Below are 17904 nucleotides of genomic sequence, written 5' to 3'. Positions count from 1 at the left end.
AGAGGGACGAACGGTGAGGAGCTGATGTGACGTCGTGGAGCGACCACGCGATCTGGTGGCATGTCTACCCGCTGGGTTTCACCGGCGCCCCGTTGACGGCGCCGCCCGAGGGAGCGCCGGTCTCGCATCGGCTGCGGCGTCTGGAGAACTGGCTCGACTACGTCGTGAACCTCGGCTGTTCCGGTCTCCAGCTCGGCCCGATCTTCGCGTCCGAGACGCACGGATATGACACGGTGGACCATTTCCGCGTCGATCCCCGGCTCGGGGACGACGACGACTTCGACCACCTGGTGGCGCAGGCGCGGCGGCGCGGGCTGCGGGTCCTGCTCGACGGCGTCTTCAACCACGTGGGCAGGGGGTTTCCGGTCTTCGCGCGGGCGCTCGCGGAGGGGCCGGACTCCCCCGCCGCCCGCTGGTTCCGTCCCGGTGACGGCGCGGGCGGCTTCGCCGTGTTCGAGGGCCACGACCACCTCGTGGCGCTGAACCACGCGGAGCCCGCCGTCCTCGACTACGTCGTACGAGTGATGGGCCACTGGCTCGACCGCGGCGCGTCCGGCTGGCGGCTCGACGCGGCCTACGCGGTGCCGCGCGCCTTCTGGCGGGAGGCCGTCACCCGGGTGCGGCGGGAGCATCCGGACGCCTGGTTCGTCGGCGAGGTGATCCACGGCGACTACACGGCGTACGTGACCGAGGGCGGGCTCGACTCGGTCACGCAGTACGAGCTCTGGAAGGCCATCTGGAGCTCGCTGAACGACGGCAACTTCTTCGAGCTCGCCTGGGCGCTCGACCGGCACAACCGGCTGCTGGAGGTGTTCGCGCCGATGACGTTCGTCGGCAACCACGACGTGACGCGCCTGGCCAGCAGACTCACCGATCCCCGTCACCTGGGGCACGCGCTGGCCGTCCTGCTGACGGTGGGCGGGGTGCCGAGCCTCTATTACGGCGACGAGCAGGCGTTCCTCGGGATCAAGGAGGAACGCGCCGGGGGCGACGACGCGATCCGGCCCGCCTTCCCCGACGACCCGGGCGACCTGCCGCCGGACGGCATGCCCGTCTACCGGCTGCACCAGCGGCTGGTCGGCCTGCGCCGCCGGCACCCCTGGCTGGTCCGGGCGCATACGAAGGCCGAGCACGTCGCCAACCGAGCCCTCGCGCTGCGCAGCCAGGGACCGGAGGGGGACGTCGTCACGCTGCTCAACATCGGCGACGACGCCTACCGCTTCCCGGTGGACGTCTCCGGCCTGACCGTGGCGGACGGCTGCGCCGGTGCGGGCGGGGCGGACGGGGATCCCGCTCTCGTGCCCGCACACGGCTGGCGGATCCTTGTCCACAAGCCGTGACCGTACGGCACGGTGCTCGCGGCGCGTGCGAGACCATCGGACCGTGAACCGCGTCCTCGCCCCGCTGTTCGACGGCGTGACCTACCGCAGGTGAGCCTGCCTGATCGTCGGCGGGGCGCTGCTCATGCCCTACATGATGGCCGGAGAGGTCGCGACGGCGTTGTGGCGTCCGACCGGCGATCCGCTGCTGCCGGTGCAGCCGTTGATCTTCATCGGAGTGCTCCCCGCGGTGGCCGTGACCGGGCTGCTCCTGCCGATCCGGGCCTTCGAGGCCGCGGCCGCCCGGGTCGCGCTGGAGACGATCGAGACCTCCGCCCGCAACGCGCTGGACGAACTCGACCACGTCATCGGCGTGCTGCGCGAGGGCGCGGGGCGGGCCTCGCCGGAGCCGTCCCTCGACGACCTTCCCACGTTGCTCGACGCCGCCGTCACCGGAGACAGACCGGTCGTCCGGAGGCTCGGCGACCTGTCCGGCGTGCCTCCCGTGATCTCCCGGGAGGCCTACCGCGTCGCGCAGGAGGCGCTGACCAACGCGATCCGGCACGGCACGGGCCCCATCGAGGTGGACGCCGGCGTCCGCGATCGCGTCCTGGAGATGCGTGTGCGCAACGAGGTCGGTGCGAGTCGTCGGCGGACCCTCACCGGATCACATCGGCGCGGCAGGAGCGGCGGCACAACGTCCTGACCAAGCTGAACGCTCGGGACCGCACGCAGGCGGTGGTCGCCGCCTACGAGTCGGGCTTCGTCTCCCCCGGCTGAGCCCCGTTCAGGCCCGGCTGATGCAAGACGAACCGCGTGGCCCGGCGCGACCGCGGGAACGGCACGCAATCTCACCCGGCCTGACCGGCCGAGGGAAGCGCCGCGAGCCTGATGACGCCGGCGGCGGCCCGGTTCGGCGGTGTGGCTGGGCTGTCATGGCGGTGGGCACCGGAAAAGTTGGGAATTCGGGGGCCGGCGGATGTCGAGAATGCTCCGACGGCTCCGTCCCTGAGGTGGATCACGACAACGACCCTGGAGGGACGGCTATGCGAGCGAGCGAGATCATCGAGATCCTGGACCGGCCGATCAGCCGAGAGCTGCTGGCACGCGACGTGACCCGGCTGGCCTACGTGGCCAAGGACGGCACGCCCCGGAACGTCCCGATCGCGTTCACCTGGAACGGATCGGAGATCGTCATGTGCACCACGAAGAACGCTCCGAAGCTCCCGGCCCTGCGCGAGAACCCGATGGTCGCCCTGACGATCGACACCGAGGTGCACCCGCCCAGGATCCTGCTGATCCGCGGCCGGGCCCAACTGGACGTCGTCGACGGTATCCCGGACGAGTACCTCCAGATGAACGGCTCGTACACGATGACGCCCGAGCAGCGGGTCGAATGGGAGGCCGAGGTCCGCTCGCTCTACGACGGCATGGTCAGGATCGTGGTGACGCCGACATGGGCGAAGCTGATCGACTTCGAGACGACCCTGCCGAGCGCGGTCGAGGAGCTGGTGCGGCGGCGGGCCGAGCGTGAGCGCCTCGCCCGCCGGTGACCGAAGGTCCGTTCGACGAGACCAAGGGCCTCGTCGCCGACCGGATGATCATCGACGTGGGGTCCCGGGACCGCGCGGCCGGCTCGCCGGGCGCGTGTGGCCGGACGACCTGCCGGGCGACTCCCAGGCCGGCTGATCGGCCTGGCGAAGGTTCCTCGACGGCGCGCCGGCACCTCCCGGCAGCACAGCCAGGTACGTGTCGAGCTCCTGCGCGAACGCGCCCGGAGGACCTAGAGGCTCCGCGGGTCGCGCACCCGCAGGCCGAAGGCCGACAGGCCCTGCTCGTGGTGCTCGATCAGCCCGAGGCGGCGGTAGAAGGCGTGGTTGGCGGGGCCTTCCGAAGTGGATTCGTGGTCGGTGGTCAGGACGAAGTAGCGGCAATGCGCGTACCGGTCCTTGAGGTGCTCCAGCAGCCGGCGGCCGACGCCCTTGCCGTGGTGCCGGGCATTGACCAGCAGCTCCTGCACATAACAGACGATCTCGTCGTCGGACACCGTCCGTGCCAGGCCGAGCAGTCGGCCCGACTCGTCTCTGGCGGTGATGACCAGGTGCGAGTTGGCCAGGCTCCGGCACACCCGAGCGATATCGCGCGTCCATGGGTGCCAGCCGACCGAGTCGTAGAGCTCGAACACCTCCGCCTCGTCGAACGCCGTCTCCTGAGCGATGATCACCAATTACGGGCCTCCCTTATCTTTTCGACGTATAGCGACGTATCCGAGCCTATTGCCCTTCAAAAAGACGTCCACGAGATTCGCATGCCGCTTCACGGCAGGCGGACCACGGCCCGGTGCCGAGCGGGGGCGGGCAGCACGGCATCCACAAATCTTCCGCGGCTTTTTGGTTGATCATCACGCCTGACCGAAATGGTGGCGCTGCGGCAGCGTGAGATCCGGAAAGCGCACCGCGATGGAGAACCAGCCGGTGCGGCCAGCACAGAGCAGGGGGTCGTCGATGGGAGACGGGATCAGGACGCGGGTGTCGGTCACCGGGCTGGGCGCCACCACGCCGCTCGGCGGGGACGTGGCCGCCACCTGGGCGGGCCTGCTGGAAGGACGGTCGGGCATCCGCCTGATCCAGGACGACTGGGCCGAGGGCCTGCCCGTACGGATCGCCGGCCGGCTGCAGGTGGACCCCGCCGAGGTGCTGGGCCGGGTGGCGGCGCGGCGGCTCGACCGCTGCCAGCAGGCGGCGCTGGTCGCCGCGCGGGAGGCGTGGGCGGACGCGGGCGCGCCCGGTGTCGAGCCCGAGCGCCTCGCCGTGGTGATCGGCACAGGGGTCGGCGGCGTCCTCACCACGCTGACGCAGAACGAGATCCTCGAAAGGTCGGGGCCGCGCCGGATCTCGCCCTACACGGTGCCGATGCTGATGCCCAACGGACCGGCGGCGGTGGTCAGCATCGAGCTCGGCGCGCGCGGAGGCGCGCACACGCCGGTGAGCGCGTGCGCCACCGGCGCCGAGGCGATCGCGATGGGCCTCGACCTCATCCGGCTCGGGCGCGCCGACGTGGTGATCGCGGGCGGCGCGGAGGCGTGTGTCCACCCGCTGACCCTGGCCGGGTTCGCCCAGGCCAAGGCCGTGTCCCAGCGCAACGACGCGCCGCAGGAGGCGTCGCGGCCGTTCGACGTGGGGCGCGACGGCTTCGTGCTGGGCGAGGGTGCCGCGCTGGTGGTGCTGGAACGCGAGGAGTTCGCCGCCGCCCGCGGCGCCCGGGTGCACGCCGCCCTCGCCGGCGCCGGGGTCACCTCCGACGCCCACCACATCACCGCCGCCGACGCGGCGGGACAGGCGCGCGCGATGCGGCTCGCCCTTGCCGACGCCGATCTGGACGCGCTCGACGTGGGCTACGTGAACGCCCACGCCACCTCGACGCCCACGGGCGACCTGACCGAGAACGCCTCGATCGCCGAGGCGATCGGCACGCACCCGGCGGTCACCGCGATCAAGTCGATGACCGGTCACCTGTGCGGCGCGGCCGGGTCGCTGGGCGCGATCGCCACCGTGCTCGGCCTCCGCGACGGGGTGATCCCCGCGATCCGCAACCTCGACGTCCCGGACCCGGAGGTGAAGCTCGACCTGGTGGCCGGCGCGCCGCGCAGCGGCCGATGGACGGCCGGACTGGTGAACTCCTTCGGCTTCGGCGGGCACAACGCGTCGCTGGTGTTCACCAGCGCCTGACGGGTGCGTCAGATGGGGCCGCGGCCGTCGAAGAGCTCGTCCGGCCAGGGGCTCTCGCTGCCGTCGCCGCTGCCGGACGGGCCGGGAGTGGGCTGCTGCGGCTCGGGCGAGGCGGGCTCGGGCGGCGGAGTGGGCACGAACTGCGTGTTCGGCAGCGGCCGGGGCGGCTCCGGGTCCTCCTCGCTGCGGAACAGCAGCATCCAGGTGACCAGCAGCAGCGCGAGCACGAGCGTGGCCAGCAGCGTCGAGGCGAGCACGACCGCGCGCCGGGTGGCCACCGGCGGCGGGGGCGGCGCGGGCGGGGCGGGCAGCGCGGGAGTGCGGTCGCCCAGCCAGTAGTGCGCGAAGTCGGGCCCGTGCCGCCGCCCGATCAGCGTGCCGGACACGGGGACCGGGTCGAGGAACCGCTCGGCCCCCGGCCCGTTCGGCACGTACGGCACGGCCACCCAGGGCGCGGGACCGCCCTGCATCGCCAGCACGGGAGGCGTGTCGGGGGGCACCCGGCCGCGCACCCGGTCGACCAGGGAGGCGCCCCACCCGCGTACGCCCATCCAGCCTTGTGCCTGCCTGGCCGCGTTGCTCTGCGCCTCCTTGATCGCGGTGACGAACCGGTCCCTTGCGGCGGCGTCGAGGGCGGCGCCGCTGGACAGGACGGCCACCGACACCACCCGTCCGTCCGGCGCCTGGCCCAGGTAGACGAGCCCGGCCGGGGCCGTCTGCAGACGCGCCTGCAGCGCGAACGGCCCCACGTGGGGCGGATCGCCGTACTGCAGCGGAGTCACCATCACCCACATGAAAACACACGGGCGCGTCAGGGGGTGTGGCACGCGCCGGGACGGGCAAATGGGAGAGAAATGGATTCTCCAGCCGAGTCACGATTGAATAACGAGCATGACCGTTGCCGATGAACGCAGTGACCCGGAGCCCGGCGAGGGCGTGACGGAGCAGGAGGAGGGCGAAGCGCGGCTGGACGCCCTGCGGGAGGCGCTGGCCGAGGTCCGGCGAGTGATCGTCGGCCAGGACCACATGGTGGAGCGGCTGCTGGTGGCGCTGCTCGCCCGTGGGCACTGCCTGCTCGAAGGCGTCCCGGGGGTCGCCAAGACGCTGGCCGCCTCGACGCTGGCCACCGTCGTGGGCGGCACGTTCGCCCGCATCCAGTTCACCCCCGACCTGGTGCCCAGCGACATCGTCGGCACCCGCGTCTACCACCCGAGCTCGGAGCGGTTCGACGTCGAGCTCGGGCCGGTGTTCGTCAACTTCCTGCTCGCCGACGAGATCAACCGCGCTCCGGCGAAGGTGCAGTCGGCCCTGCTGGAGGTGATGGCCGAGCGGCAGGTCACGCTCGCAGGGCGCACCCACCCGCTGCCCCGGCCGTTCATCGTGCTGGCGACGCAGAACCCGATCGAGTCGGAGGGCGTCTACCCGCTGCCCGAGGTGCAGCGCGACCGGTTCCTGTTCAAGGTGCGCGTGTCCCACCCGAGCGCGCACGAGGAGCTGGAGATCCTGCAGCGGATGAGCGTGCGCCCGCCCGTGCCCAGGCCGGTGCTCGACCCGGCCACGCTGGTGCGGCTGCAGGACCTGGCCGAGGAGGTCTCGGTGCACCAGCTCGTGGCCGACTACGTCGTACGGCTGGTCATGGCCACGCGCGCCCCGGTGGACTACGGCCTGGCCGACCTGCAGGACACGATCGAGATCGGGGTGAGCCCCCGGGCGACGCTGGGCCTGATCGCGGCCGGGCGTGCCCTGGCCCTGCTGCGCGGGCGCGACTACCTGCTGCCCGACGACGTCCGCGACGTGGCGGTCGACGTCATGTCCCACCGGCTGATGCTCACCTTCGACGCGCTGGCCGACGAGGTGGACCCCGACGACGTCGTACGCCGGGTGCTGCAGGCGGTGCCGCCGCCGCTCGTCGTGTGGAACCAGGGCATGCGATGAGCGGGGCGAACCCCGACCAGGCGCTGCGGCGGCTGGAGCTGACGGTGGTGCGGCGGCTCGACGGGCTGCTGCAGGGCCGCCACCAGGGCCTGATCCCCGGGCCGGGCAGCGAGCAGGGCGACAGCCGCGTGTACGTGCCCGGCGAGGACGACGTACGCCGCATGGACTGGGCGGTGACGGCGCGCACGACCGTGCCGCACGTGCGCGACCTGATCGCCGACCGGGAGCTGGAGACCTGGGCGGTGGCCGACCTGTCGGCCAGCATGGAGTTCGGCACGGCCGACATGTCCAAGCGCGACCTCGTCATCAGCGCCGTCGGGGCGATCGGAATCCTGGCCGGCCGGGTGGGCGACCGGTTCGGCGCCTACATCCTGTACGGCGACGACGTGCACCGCTATCCGGCCAAGCCGGGCCGGCCCCGGCTGTACGCTCTGCTGCACTCGCTGCTGAGCGCGCCGCCCGCGCAGGGCGCGGTGGACCTCGGGGAGGCTCTGGAGATGATGGCGACGGCGCACCGCAAGCGCGGGCTGCGGGTGATCGTCTCCGACTTCCTCGACTCGCCCGACTCCTGGGAGCCGCCGCTGCGCCGCCTGGCCGCGCGCCACCAGGTGCTCGCCGTGGAGATCATCGATCCCCGCGAGCTGGAACTGCCCGATGTCGGGTTCGTCACCCTCGCCGACCCCGAGACCGGGCGCTCGCGCGGCGTCCACCTGTCTCAGTCGCTCAGACAGCGGTACGCCGAGGCGGCGGCCGGTCAACGGCAGGACACCCGGGCGGCGCTGCGCCGGGCCGGGGCGGCCCACCTGGTGCTGCGCACCGACCGCGACTGGGTTTTCGACATCGCCGAGTTCGTGCTGCGCCAGCGGCGGGCCTCCCATCTGCTGCGCCGCGCCGCGAACAGGAAGGCGGGCGCATGACCTTCCTCGCCCCCGGGTGGCTCTGGCTGTTCGTCCTGGTCGCCGCGCTGGTCGCGGCGTACGTCGCGGCGCAGTTCGCGCGCCGCCGCTACACCGTGCGCTTCACGAACCTCGCGCTGCTGTCGCTGGTGGCGCCCGAGCGGCCCACCTGGCGGCGGCACGTGCCGGCCGTGCTGTTCCTCGTCATGATGAGCCTGCTGGTCCTCGGCGCGGCCCGGCCCGCGGGCGAGGTGAGGGTGCCCCGCGACCGCGCCACCATCATGGTCGCCGTGGACGTGTCGCTGTCGATGGAGTCGGCGGACGTCCCGCCCAGCCGGCTCGTCGCGGCCAAGCAGGCGGCCCAGCAGTTCGTGAAGGACCTGCCCGAGCGGTTCAACGTCGGCGTGGTGGCCTTCGCCCGATCGGCCGCCGTCGTGATCTCCCCCACCACCGACCACGCGGCCGTCAACACCGCGATCTCCAGCCTGACCACCCGGCCCGGCACGGCGATCGGCGAGGCCGTGTTCAACTCGCTCGACTCGATCAGGTCGTTCGACCAGCGGGCGGTCACCGATCCGCCCCCGTCCGCCATCGTGCTGCTGTCGGACGGCGACAACACCTCCGGGCGTTCGGTCAACGAGGCCATCGAGGCGTCGGTCAGCGCGAAGGTGCCGGTCTCCACGATCGCGTACGGCACGCCCGACGGCACGGTGACGATCGACAACCGGGCGGTGCAGGTGCCGGTGAACAAGACCACGCTGAAGTCGCTGTCGGACGGCACCGGGGGCCGGGCCTACACCGCCGAGTCGGGCAGCGAGCTGCGCGACGTGTACACACAGATCGGCACCTCGCTCGGCTACAAGGTGGTGCACCAGGAGATCACCCAGCGGTTCCTCGTCGCGGCGATCGTCGCGGGCCTGCTGGCCGCCATCGCGGCCATGCTCCTCGGCGCCCGCATCCCCTGACCGCACACGGCACGATCCCGGCGGCAGCGCCCCCGCAGGCGCGGAGATCACCGGTCTCCGGCGTTGGTACGTTTGGGCACGTGGCCCATTACTTCGAGGAGAGTCCCCAGGCGGCCAGCCGGCCCGGTTCGGTCGCGCTGGTCCTCCCGGATCTGCACCTGCGGCTGGAGACCGACCGCGGGGTGTTCTCCCCCGAACGCGTCGACCCGGGGACGCGGGTGCTGCTGGAGACCGTCCCGCCGCCCCCGGCCGAGGGCGACCTGCTCGACCTCGGCTGCGGCTACGGGCCCATCGCGCTGACGATGGCCTCACGGGCGCCGAAGGCCACGGTGTGGGCCGTCGACGTGAACCGGCGTTCGGTGGAGCTGTGCGCGCGGAACGCCGCGAGCGCCGGCCTTGACAAAGTAAGGTCGGTGCATGCTGACGAGATGCCCGAGGACGTCAGGTTCCGGGCCATCTGGTCGAATCCTGCCATCCGGATCGGCAAGGCCGCGCTCCACGAGATGCTGACCCGGTGGCTCGACCGGCTCACCCCCGACGGCAGCGCCTATCTGGTCGTGCAGAAACACCTCGGCTCCGACTCCCTGCAGCGCTGGCTGGGCGACCGGGGCTGGCCCACGTCCCGGCTGGCCTCCCGGTCGGCCTACCGCGTCCTGCGGGTCGACGCCCGCACCGCAGAAATTCAGGAGCGATGACCGCCCGATGAGCACTCCCAACCCGCGCAGGCAGCTCAAGCCGACCGACGTCAAACGGCTCAACCGCACCTGGCGCCGCAACACCGAGGGCCGTCTCGCGCTGATCCTCGAATCGGTGACCGGTCCGTTCAACATCGGATCGATCTTCCGTACGGCCGCCGCCTTCGGCGTGGAGACGATCTGGCTGGCCGGCAACGCCACCCCGCCCTCCAATCCCAAGGCGCAGAAGACCGCGCTCGGCACCGACCGGCTGGTCGAGTGGCACGAGCCGGTCCCGGTCGCCGAGGCCGTACGCGCCGCCAGGGAGGACGGCTTCCGGGTGGTCGCGGTCGAGCTGACCGGCGACGCCGTTCCCCTGCACGAGGCCAAGCTCGGCGGCGACGTCTGCCTGGTGCTCGGCAGCGAGGACCACGGCTGCTCCCCCGCCTGCCTGGAGGCGGCAGACTCGGTGGCCTACATCCCGCAGGTCGGCAGGGTCGGCTCGGTCAACGTGGCGGTCGCCGCGGCCATCTCGATGGCGGAGGCCCGGCGGCAGGAGTGGGCGTCGGCGGCCGGATAGCCGGCGTCCAGCCCCGGGCGCGCCAGGCGGTGAGGCCCGCGGCCCGCGCCGGCCGCGAGCCTCACCGCGTGTCTTTCGAAGTCGCGAGCCCCGCCACGCGCCTGAAAGTCGCGCGCCTTCAAGGGCCCGGGCCTCGCTCCGCGCCCCGGACCGCCGTACGGCGGTCAGCCCAGCGCGGGGAGCGGGCCGAACAGCCAGTTGCCGCGAGATTCCGGGTCGGGGCTGCGGAAGAACTGCTCGTTGGCCACGTGCAGCTCCTGCCGGCTCAGTGAGCCGTTGCCGTCGAGGTCGAGACGCTCGAACGCGACGGCGGCGTTCGCCTCCGACAGGCGGAAGGCGCTCTCGGCCATCCGCAGGTATTCGATCCGGGTGATCCGCCCGTCCCCGTCGGTGTCCATCAGGTCGTAGAAGGCGTCGGCGACCGGCGCGATATGGGTGTGGTAGCCCGTGCCGGGCTGGGTGACGAACCGGTAGAACCCGGCCGTGAACTCCTTCAGCTCGACGCGCTCGTCCCCGTCGGCGTCCATGGGCAGGGTCACCTCGTCCCACAGCCTCGCGTACCGCTCCCGGACCCGCCGCGACTCCGTGGAGCCCGGTGCGAACCCGAACGCGTTCACCAGCCGGTCGGCCGAGGCGGTGTAGTCCATCTTGTCGACGGTCCCGTCGTCGTCCACGTCCAGAAGCGTGAACAGATGAGCCAGCTTGCGCTGCTGCAGGTCGTTGAGCATGCACCCTCCCTGATGTCACTGTGAGCGATCGTGACTTTACCTTCCGCTACCTCTTGTGGGAAGGTGCCGTGGTGCGGGTTCACGTGATCGACGGGGCCAACGGCTTCGTGGCCTCTCATCTCATCGGCACACTGCTGGCCCGGGGCGAGGAGGTGATCGCCCTCGCTCGCGCGTCCGCCGAGGTGGTGCGCCGCCGGGTCGCGGACGCGCTGCGCTGCCTCGGCCTCGACGAGTCCCCGGCGGGACGCCTGCGGGTGCGCGGGCTGGCGCTGGACGAGCCGGACCTCGGCCTCCCGGTCACCGAGGTCTTCGCCGAGCCCTGCGTCTACTGGCACGTCGCCGCGCTCGTCACCTTCTTCCCACGCCGCGAGGAGGAGCTCCTGGACGTGAACGTCGCGGGATCGGCCAACGCGCTGGCCACGTACGAGCGGCACGCCCGGCCCGGCTCGCGCTACATCCTCGTCGGGACGGCCTACCAGTGCGGGCTCGACACCGAGGGCCCCGTGCCCGAGGACTGGCCGTCGCAGGCCCCGCCGGACCGGTTCCGGAACTTCTACGAATACTCCAAACGGCAGGCGGAGATCGCGCTGGCCCGGTCGCGGTCCGTCCGCGAGGGCGCCGCCCTGGTGGCCCGGCTGGGCGTGATGGTCGGGCACTCCCGCACCGGGCGGGCGCTGACCGACTACGGCCTGTACGACTTCCTCCGGGTGATCGCCTTCTTCGCCCGGCGCACGCCGGGGGAACGGGTCCGCCTGCCCTGCCACCCGGACGCCAACCTCCATCTGACCCCCGTCGACACGACGGTCTCCCGGCTGGTCGCGCTCGCCGCCGCCGACCGGCCGTCCCCGATCTCCCACGTGGTGAACGGAGCCACCGTGCGGGTGCGCGACCTGTTCGAGGTGATCAACGCCCGCCTGCCGATCGAACTGGTCGCCGCCACAACCGAAGAGATCCGCGACAGGCCGTTCGGCCGGTTCGAGGCGGTGGTCAACATGCGGGCCAAATACACCGCGACCTACTTCCGGCACCACTACGACTTCGCGTGGCGGCACGCGATGGCCCCACCCGCCGTCACTCCCGCGACCCTCGACCGGCTCGTCTCCTGGTACGTACGGGAGGGACTGCCCGAATGACCGATTTCGTGACACACGTACGGAACCGCGTCAGCGACGATCGGGAGTTCGTCTTCGTGCGGGACGACGGCGGCACGGACCGGCTCACCTTCACCGAGCTGGACCGGCGGGCGCGCGCCACCGCCGTGTGGCTCGCCGCACACGGCCTGACCGACGAGCCGGTGCTGCTGCTCTACCCGGCGGGGCTCGACTTCACGGTGGCGTTCCTCGGCTGTCTGTACGCCCGGGTGCCGGCGATCCCCGCTCCCCTGCCGGACGTGGGCGCACCCCATGCGAACCGCGTACGGACGCTGATGCGGGACGCCGGCGCGCGGCTGGTCCTGACCGATCACGCGCACGCGTCCGGGTTGTCCGATCTTTCGGCCCGCGTGCCCGACACCGCCCCCGCCGATCCGGACGCCTGGGCCCCGCCGGCCATGTCCGCAGGAACCCTCGCCTACCTGCAGTACACCTCCGGCTCGACCAGCGACCCGCGCGGCGTCGAGGTCTCGCACGGCAACCTGCTGCACAACCTGGAGCTGTTCCGGCTGCTGGCCCGCAGGCCGTTGCGGCGGCTGGCCGGGTGGCTGCCGCACTACCACGACATGGGCCTGGTCGGCCTCCAGCTCCAGGCGCTCCACGCGGGCGCCGACCTGGTGTTCATGTCGCCCGGCGCGTTCGTCGCGCGGCCGGTGCGCTGGCTGGAGCTGATCACCCGGTACGGCGCGGACTGGACCGTGTCGCCGGACTTCGGGTACGCCTGGTGCACCCGAAGGATCACCGACGAGCAGCTCGCCGGGCTCGACCTGTCCACGCTGGCGATGGCCATCAGCGGAGCCGAGCCGATCCGGGCCGCCACGCTCGCCGCGTTCGAGCGGCGGTTCGCACCGGCGGGCTTCCGGCCGGCCACCTGGAATCCCGGCTACGGCCTGGCCGAGTGCACCCTGATGGTCACCTGCGTGCCGCAGGGGCAGGGCGTGACCGTACGGCGGTTCGATCCCGCCGCGCTGGAACGGCACCGGGCGGTCCCGGCGCCCGAGGGGACGCCCCTGGTCGCCTGCGGGCCGGTCTCCGGGCTCGACCTGCGGATCGTCGATCCGGACGGCCTCCGGCCCCTCGCCGACGGCGAGATCGGGGAGATCTGGGTCTGCGGCCCCAGCGTCGCCCTCGGCTACCGGGGCCGCCCGGCGGAGACCCGCGCGACCTTCCACGCAGGCTTCCACTCGGGCGACGGCCGCTGGCTGCGCACCGGCGACCTGGGGTTCCTGCTCGACGGCCAGCTCTACGTGACCGGGCGGATCAAGGATGTGATCATCGTCAACGGCCGCAACCTCTACCCGCAGGACCTGGAGGAGGCCGCCGCACGGGCCAACCCGGCCGCGGGCCGCAGCGCCGCCTTCGGCGTACGACGCCACGACGGCGGGGAACACGTCGTCCTGGTCCAGGAGATGCGGCGGGGACAGCCGGGCGACCTCGGCGAAGCGGCCGACCGGATCATGGATCGGGTGACGCGGGAGTTCGGCATCCCGCTGAGCCTGCTGCTGGTGCCTCGTGGCGCGGTGCGGCAGACCACCAGCGGCAAGCTCCGCCGCCGGCACATGCGGGAGCTGTTCCTCAGCGGCCGCCTCACCCCGCTGCACGCCGAACTCGAACCCGCGGTCAACGACCTGCTTGAGACCGTCGCATGAGCGCCGCCTCCGCTCCGATGTCCCCCGATGCCCTGCGCCGATGGCTGATCGAGCGGGTGGCCGCCTATCTCGGCCTGCCGCCCGCCGATATCGACCCGACGGTGAAGCTCCGCACGTACGGCCTGGACTCGGTCCACGCGCTCGGCCTGTGCGTCGACGTGGAGGAGACGGTCGGCGTGCTGGTCGAGCCGACCATGCCCTGGGACCACCCGACGATCGACGACATGACCGCCCATCTGGCCGATCTCCTGCCGGAAGATCGAACCGTACAGGCCCCGCCGGACCCGGAGTGAACCGCGACACGGTGAAGCGGAACTTCCGCCCCGAAGATGACAATGGACTCTTGTGACGCAAATGTTCACCTTGGCGCGCTGACTGTTTCGCCGGAACCCGGCATACTCCTCTCGTGCATCGCCGTTTCGCGTTCCTCGACCACCCCGGACCGCTCGCCTTCGCGCATCGAGGCGGAGCGGCGGAGGCCCGCGAGAACACCATGGCCGCCTTCTCCCGGGCGGTCGAGCTCGGCTACACCTACCTGGAGACCGACGCGCACGCGACCGCCGACGGCGTCCTCCTCGCGTTCCACGACCACACCCTCGACCGGGTCACCGACCGCACCGGCCGCATCTCGCGGATGCCCTACCGTGAGGTGCGCGAGGCCAGGATCGGCGGCCGGCACGAGATCCCGCTGCTGGAAGACCTGCTCGGCACCTGGCCGGACGTACGCTTCAACATCGACGTCAAGGAGAGCGCCGCGATCGCGCCGCTGGCCCAGGCGATCCGACGCACCCGCGCGTACGACCGGGTGTGCCTGACCTCGTTCTCCGACGCGCGGCTGGCCCGGGCCCGGCGGGCGATCGACCGGGAGGTCTGCTTCTCGCTCGGCCCGCGCGGCCTGGCCGCCCTGCGTACGGCCGCGATGGGAGGCGGGTACGGCCGGCTGCTGTCCGGGCTCGCCCGGGCGGGCGTGCCGTGTGCGCAGGCGCCGATCGGGTTCCGCGGCCTGCGGGTGACCACCCGCGCCCTCGTGCGCACCGCGCACGCGATCGGGATGCAGGTGCACGTGTGGACGGTGAACGACCCGGTGACCATGGCCCACCTGCTCGATCTCGGCGTCGACGGGATCATGACGGACAACATCAGCGGCCTGCGCGACGTGCTCAAGTCGCGCGGGCAGTGGCACCCCCGCCCGGCTGAGCCGTGACCACGGACCATCCCGCCCGGCCCGGACCACCCCGCTGACGCCGTCTGTCCCCCGGCTCACCGACCCTGTCCCCTGACGAAACCGGCCTGCGCCGACCTCCCGGCCCCCGGCGACGCTCCACCCCCGTGAGGAGAGACCATGACCGCTCCCCAGGTCGTCCACGAGGAGACCCCCGGCACGCGGCGGCGCGAGCAACGTGGCTGGTACTGGTACGACTGGGCGGACTCCGCGTTCCAGACGACCGTCCTGACCGTCTTCCTCGGGCCGTACCTGACCACGATCGCCACGACCGCGGCGGGCGGCGAGGGCGGCTTCGTGGCGTTCCTCGGCCTCGACCTGCGGCCCAAGGCGTACTTCACCACCATGGTGACGATCTCGGTGCTGCTGCAGATCGTGATCATGCCGGTGGTCGGCGCGCTGGCCGACCACACCGGCCGCAAGAAGCAGATTCTGGGGGTCTTCGCCTACCTGGGCGTGGTGGCCACGCTCGGCTTCTACTTCGTGTCCGGTGACGCCTACCTGCTCGGCGGCGCGCTGTTCCTGATCGCCAACGTGACCTTCGGCGCGGCGCGCGTGGTCTACGACTCCTTCCTGCCGCAGATCGCCGGGGCGGAGGAACGCGACGAGATCTCCAGCAGGGGGTGGGGCTTCGGCTACCTCGGCGGCGGCCTGCTGCTCGCGCTCAACCTGGTGATCTACCTGTTCGCCGACATCGAGACGGGCCTGGCGGTGCGGATCAGCCTGGCGTCGGCGGGCCTGTGGTGGGGCGCGTTCACCCTGATCCCGATGCTGCGCCTGCGCAACCGGCGGGTGCCCGTCCACGAGGCGACCGCGGTGCGGGCCGTGGCGGGCAGCGTCCGCCAGCTCGGCCGTACGATCGCCGACCTGCGGCGCTACCCCCGCACGCTGCTGTTCCTCGCGGCCTACCTGGTCTACAACGACGGCGTGCAGACGGTGATCAGCTTCTCCGCCACGTACGCCGACCAGGAGCTGGGCCTGGGCCAGACGCACCAGATCGGCGCGATCCTGATGGTGCAGTTCATCGCCGTCGGCGGCGCGCTCGGGCTCGGACGGCTCGCGCTGAGGTTCGGGACCAAGCGCACGGTGCTGGCCAGCCTGGTGGTGTGGACGGTCGTCGTGGGCGTGGCCTACTTCCTGCAGAAGGGCTCGGCCGTCCAGTTCTACGCGATCGCCTTCGCCATCGCGATCGTCATGGGCGGCACCCAGGCGCTGTCGCGCTCGATGTACTCCCTGGTGATCCCGCCCGGCCGGGAAGCGGAATACTTCAGCCTCTACCAGATCAGCGACAAGGGGTCGGCGTTCCTCGGGTCGCTGGTGCTCACACTGGCGCTCCAGGTCACCGACAGTTACCGCACCGCGATCGTCTCGCTGGTGGTGTTCTTCGTCCTCGGATTCGTCCTGCTCAGCGTTGTCAACCTTCCCCGGGCCATCCGTGAGGCGGGGAACGAGGTGCCCGACCACATCTGAGACCAGTGGGACGGAAAAAGCGCGATTGGATCAGGTCTCCGCTGGGAATCCACACACGGTATCAGGCGTTGTACGCGGTGGCGAACGAACCCCTCGAAGGCGGGGACCTCAGGAGGCTTAAAGACTATGGGCGAGCGTGCACTTCGCGGTACCCGGCTCGGCGCGACCAGCTACGAGAACGACCGCAACACCGACCTGGCCCCGCGCCAGGAGGTGTCCTACACGTGCCCGAAGGGCCATCTCACCACCGTTCCGCTCGCCGTCGAGGCCGAGATTCCCACGACCTGGGAGTGCCGTCACTGCGGCAGCCCGGCACTGCGGGTGGACGCTGAGCAGCCTCAGCAGAAGAAGGCGAAGCCCCCGCGGACCCACTGGGACATGCTGCTGGAGCGCCGCTCGATCGAGGACCTCGAAGAGGTGCTGAACGAGCGTCTCGCCATTCTGCGCGAGCAGCGACGCAAGAGCGCGTAGGGCGCCGGCAAACGCCCCCGGCGGCCCGGACGAACCGGGCCCGCCGGGGGCGTTCGGCATTTCCGGGCCACTCTGTTCTTCGGGGCGCTCTGTTCGGGGCGCTCTGTTCGGGGCGCTCTGTTCGGGGCGCTCTGTTCTTCAAGGCTGCGGGGTTCGGCACGGACCGCTCAGCCGGTGGACGCCGAGGTGCGGACGACGGCCATGGGGCCGGTCGCGTGGTGGATCATGGCCTGGCAGACCGACCCGAGGACGAGGCCGGTGAACCCGCCGCGCCCCGCGGAGCCGATGACGAGCAGGTCGGCGCCCGCCGACGCCTGCCGCAGCACGTCCACCGGATGTCCCCGGACGACCTCCTCGACGATCTTGACGTCGGGGTAGAGCTCACGGCGGCCGGCGACGGCCTCCCTGACCATCCGCACCTCGACCTTCTCCTCGTCGAAGTCGTCGGGGAGCGGCGCGAAGCCGCCGCCCGCCTCCAGCGGACTGTAGGCGTGCACCACCCGCACGCCGGTCCCGCGCAACGCCGCCTCGGCGAAGGCGAAGTCGAGCACCTTGCCGCACGCGGGCGACGCGTCGATGCCCACCACGATCTCCGGCCGCGGCGCGGAGGGCACCTCCCGCACGACGACCACGTCGCACGGGGCGTGACCCACCACGCCGTACGCGACCGAGCCGAGCAGCAGGCCGCGGAAGCCGCCGAGCCCGTGGTTGCCGACCACGAGGAGATCGGCTTCCATGGCAGCCTCGACGAGCGCCGGGCGCGGGTCGCCGGCCAGGATCGCGGTGTCGATCGGCACCCCGGGCGCCTCCGCCTGGGCCCGCTCGGCGGCGGCGCCGAGCACGGCGGCCGCGCCGTCGCGCATCCACGCGGCGACGTCCGTGTACGGGCCCTGCTGGGCGGTCGAGCACGCCCAGGCGGGGATGGCGTTGGCGATGCGCAAGGGGACGCCGCGCAGGGCGGCCTCCCGGGCCGCCCAGCAGACGGCCTCCATGCCGGCGTGTGAGCCGTCGACACCCACGACGATCATGACGCCCTCCCCTCGTCCGGTCCCTCCATCACATCGTTCCCCGCCGTGCCGTACGAGCATCGAAGGTCCCGCAGGGGCGGGACCTCCG

General features: G+C 72.1%; 19 protein-coding genes. 15 read left to right on the top strand and 4 right to left on the bottom strand.

Translation table 11 applies throughout. From position 1 onward, the window contains the following. The first annotated feature begins 26 nt into the window (after positions 1 to 26). The 3 genes from OHB01_RS27635 to OHB01_RS27625 all read left to right on the top strand — a co-directional run bounded on the left by OHB01_RS27635 (position 27) and on the right by OHB01_RS27625 (position 2872). On the top strand, positions 27 to 1340 hold the full coding sequence (locus OHB01_RS27635) for an alpha-amylase family protein (RefSeq protein ID WP_142648789.1): 1314 nt from the start codon (positions 27 to 29) through the stop codon (positions 1338 to 1340). Between the two features lie 124 nt (positions 1341 to 1464). Further along, complete coding sequence (locus OHB01_RS27630) at positions 1465 to 2025, top strand: hypothetical protein (protein WP_142648790.1); 561 nt, start codon at positions 1465 to 1467, stop codon at positions 2023 to 2025. Between the two features lie 340 nt (positions 2026 to 2365). Further along, entirely contained in the window at positions 2366 to 2872 is a 507-nt protein-coding gene (locus tag OHB01_RS27625; RefSeq protein WP_142648791.1) for a pyridoxamine 5'-phosphate oxidase family protein, read from the top strand. 230 nt (positions 2873 to 3102) lie between these two features. On the opposite strand, the gene OHB01_RS27620 is transcribed toward OHB01_RS27625, so the two are convergent. After that, the gene (locus tag OHB01_RS27620; protein WP_260617339.1) at positions 3103 to 3543 is read right to left on the bottom strand and encodes a GNAT family N-acetyltransferase; all 441 of its coding nucleotides are present in this window, start codon (positions 3541 to 3543) and stop codon (positions 3103 to 3105) included. 280 nt (positions 3544 to 3823) lie between these two features. Here OHB01_RS27620 and OHB01_RS27615 point away from each other — a divergent pair, with 280 nt between their 5' ends. Continuing rightward, positions 3824 to 5047, top strand: coding sequence for a beta-ketoacyl-[acyl-carrier-protein] synthase family protein (locus OHB01_RS27615; RefSeq protein WP_142648856.1), 1224 nt, complete (start codon positions 3824 to 3826; stop codon positions 5045 to 5047). An 8-nt stretch (positions 5048 to 5055) separates the two neighbouring features. On the opposite strand, the gene OHB01_RS27610 is transcribed toward OHB01_RS27615, so the two are convergent. Continuing rightward, complete coding sequence (locus OHB01_RS27610) at positions 5056 to 5832, bottom strand: hypothetical protein (protein WP_240971589.1); 777 nt, start codon at positions 5830 to 5832, stop codon at positions 5056 to 5058. Positions 5833 to 5938: 106 nt separating this feature from the next. On the opposite strand from OHB01_RS27610, the gene OHB01_RS27605 reads away from it, so the two are divergent. From OHB01_RS27605 to OHB01_RS27585, 5 genes are all read left to right on the top strand, one after another. Next, positions 5939 to 6982: an AAA family ATPase gene (locus OHB01_RS27605; RefSeq protein WP_142648793.1), complete on the top strand. Its 1044-nt coding sequence runs from the start codon at positions 5939 to 5941 to the stop codon at positions 6980 to 6982. Then, on the top strand, positions 6979 to 7899 hold the full coding sequence (locus OHB01_RS27600) for a DUF58 domain-containing protein (RefSeq protein WP_142648794.1): 921 nt from the start codon (positions 6979 to 6981) through the stop codon (positions 7897 to 7899). Before OHB01_RS27605 ends, OHB01_RS27600 begins: the two co-directional genes overlap by 4 nt. Continuing rightward, a complete protein-coding gene (locus OHB01_RS27595) occupies positions 7896 to 8843 on the top strand; it encodes a VWA domain-containing protein (RefSeq protein ID WP_328854170.1) in 948 nt (315 codons plus the stop codon). The genes OHB01_RS27600 and OHB01_RS27595 overlap by 4 nt, the downstream gene beginning before the upstream one ends. An 80-nt stretch (positions 8844 to 8923) precedes the next feature. Next, the gene (locus OHB01_RS27590; protein ID WP_147944249.1) at positions 8924 to 9538 is read left to right on the top strand and encodes a class I SAM-dependent methyltransferase; all 615 of its coding nucleotides are present in this window, start codon (positions 8924 to 8926) and stop codon (positions 9536 to 9538) included. 7 nt (positions 9539 to 9545) lie between these two features. Continuing rightward, a complete protein-coding gene (locus OHB01_RS27585; RefSeq protein WP_142648797.1) occupies positions 9546 to 10097 on the top strand; it encodes an RNA methyltransferase in 552 nt (183 codons plus the stop codon). Between the two features lie 164 nt (positions 10098 to 10261). On the opposite strand, the gene OHB01_RS27580 is transcribed toward OHB01_RS27585, so the two are convergent. Beyond that, positions 10262 to 10825, bottom strand: coding sequence for an EF-hand domain-containing protein (locus OHB01_RS27580; protein ID WP_142648798.1), 564 nt, complete (start codon positions 10823 to 10825; stop codon positions 10262 to 10264). Positions 10826 to 10896: 71 nt separating this feature from the next. Between OHB01_RS27580 and OHB01_RS27575 the strand changes: the two genes are divergently transcribed. From OHB01_RS27575 to OHB01_RS27550, 6 genes are all read left to right on the top strand, one after another. Beyond that, the gene (locus OHB01_RS27575; protein ID WP_328854169.1) at positions 10897 to 11958 is read left to right on the top strand and encodes an SDR family oxidoreductase; all 1062 of its coding nucleotides are present in this window, start codon (positions 10897 to 10899) and stop codon (positions 11956 to 11958) included. Then, complete coding sequence (locus tag OHB01_RS27570; protein WP_328854168.1) at positions 11955 to 13625, top strand: fatty acyl-AMP ligase; 1671 nt, start codon at positions 11955 to 11957, stop codon at positions 13623 to 13625. Before OHB01_RS27575 ends, OHB01_RS27570 begins: the two co-directional genes overlap by 4 nt. Then, positions 13622 to 13918, top strand: coding sequence for an acyl carrier protein (locus OHB01_RS27565; RefSeq protein ID WP_205830452.1), 297 nt, complete (start codon positions 13622 to 13624; stop codon positions 13916 to 13918). Before OHB01_RS27570 ends, OHB01_RS27565 begins: the two co-directional genes overlap by 4 nt. Positions 13919 to 14031: 113 nt before the next feature. After that, positions 14032 to 14829, top strand: coding sequence for a glycerophosphodiester phosphodiesterase (locus OHB01_RS27560; protein WP_221889937.1), 798 nt, complete (start codon positions 14032 to 14034; stop codon positions 14827 to 14829). A 138-nt stretch (positions 14830 to 14967) separates the two neighbouring features. Further along, entirely contained in the window at positions 14968 to 16317 is a 1350-nt protein-coding gene (locus OHB01_RS27555; RefSeq protein WP_328854167.1) for an MFS transporter, read from the top strand. 126 nt (positions 16318 to 16443) lie between these two features. Next, positions 16444 to 16788: an RNA polymerase-binding protein RbpA gene (locus OHB01_RS27550; protein ID WP_030509898.1), complete on the top strand. Its 345-nt coding sequence runs from the start codon at positions 16444 to 16446 to the stop codon at positions 16786 to 16788. A gap of 167 nt (positions 16789 to 16955) precedes the next feature. On the opposite strand, the gene OHB01_RS27545 is transcribed toward OHB01_RS27550, so the two are convergent. Next, positions 16956 to 17816, bottom strand: a complete 861-nt coding sequence (locus tag OHB01_RS27545) for a universal stress protein (protein ID WP_328710195.1) — start codon at positions 17814 to 17816, stop codon at positions 16956 to 16958. Positions 17817 to 17904: the final 88 nt, after the last annotated feature.

The sequence above is a fragment of the Microbispora hainanensis genome (genome assembly GCF_036186745.1).
Taxonomy (GTDB): domain Bacteria; phylum Actinomycetota; class Actinomycetes; order Streptosporangiales; family Streptosporangiaceae; genus Microbispora.
The sequence above is the reverse complement of the archived record's forward strand: the minus strand, read 5'-3'. Positions and strand labels throughout refer to the sequence as shown.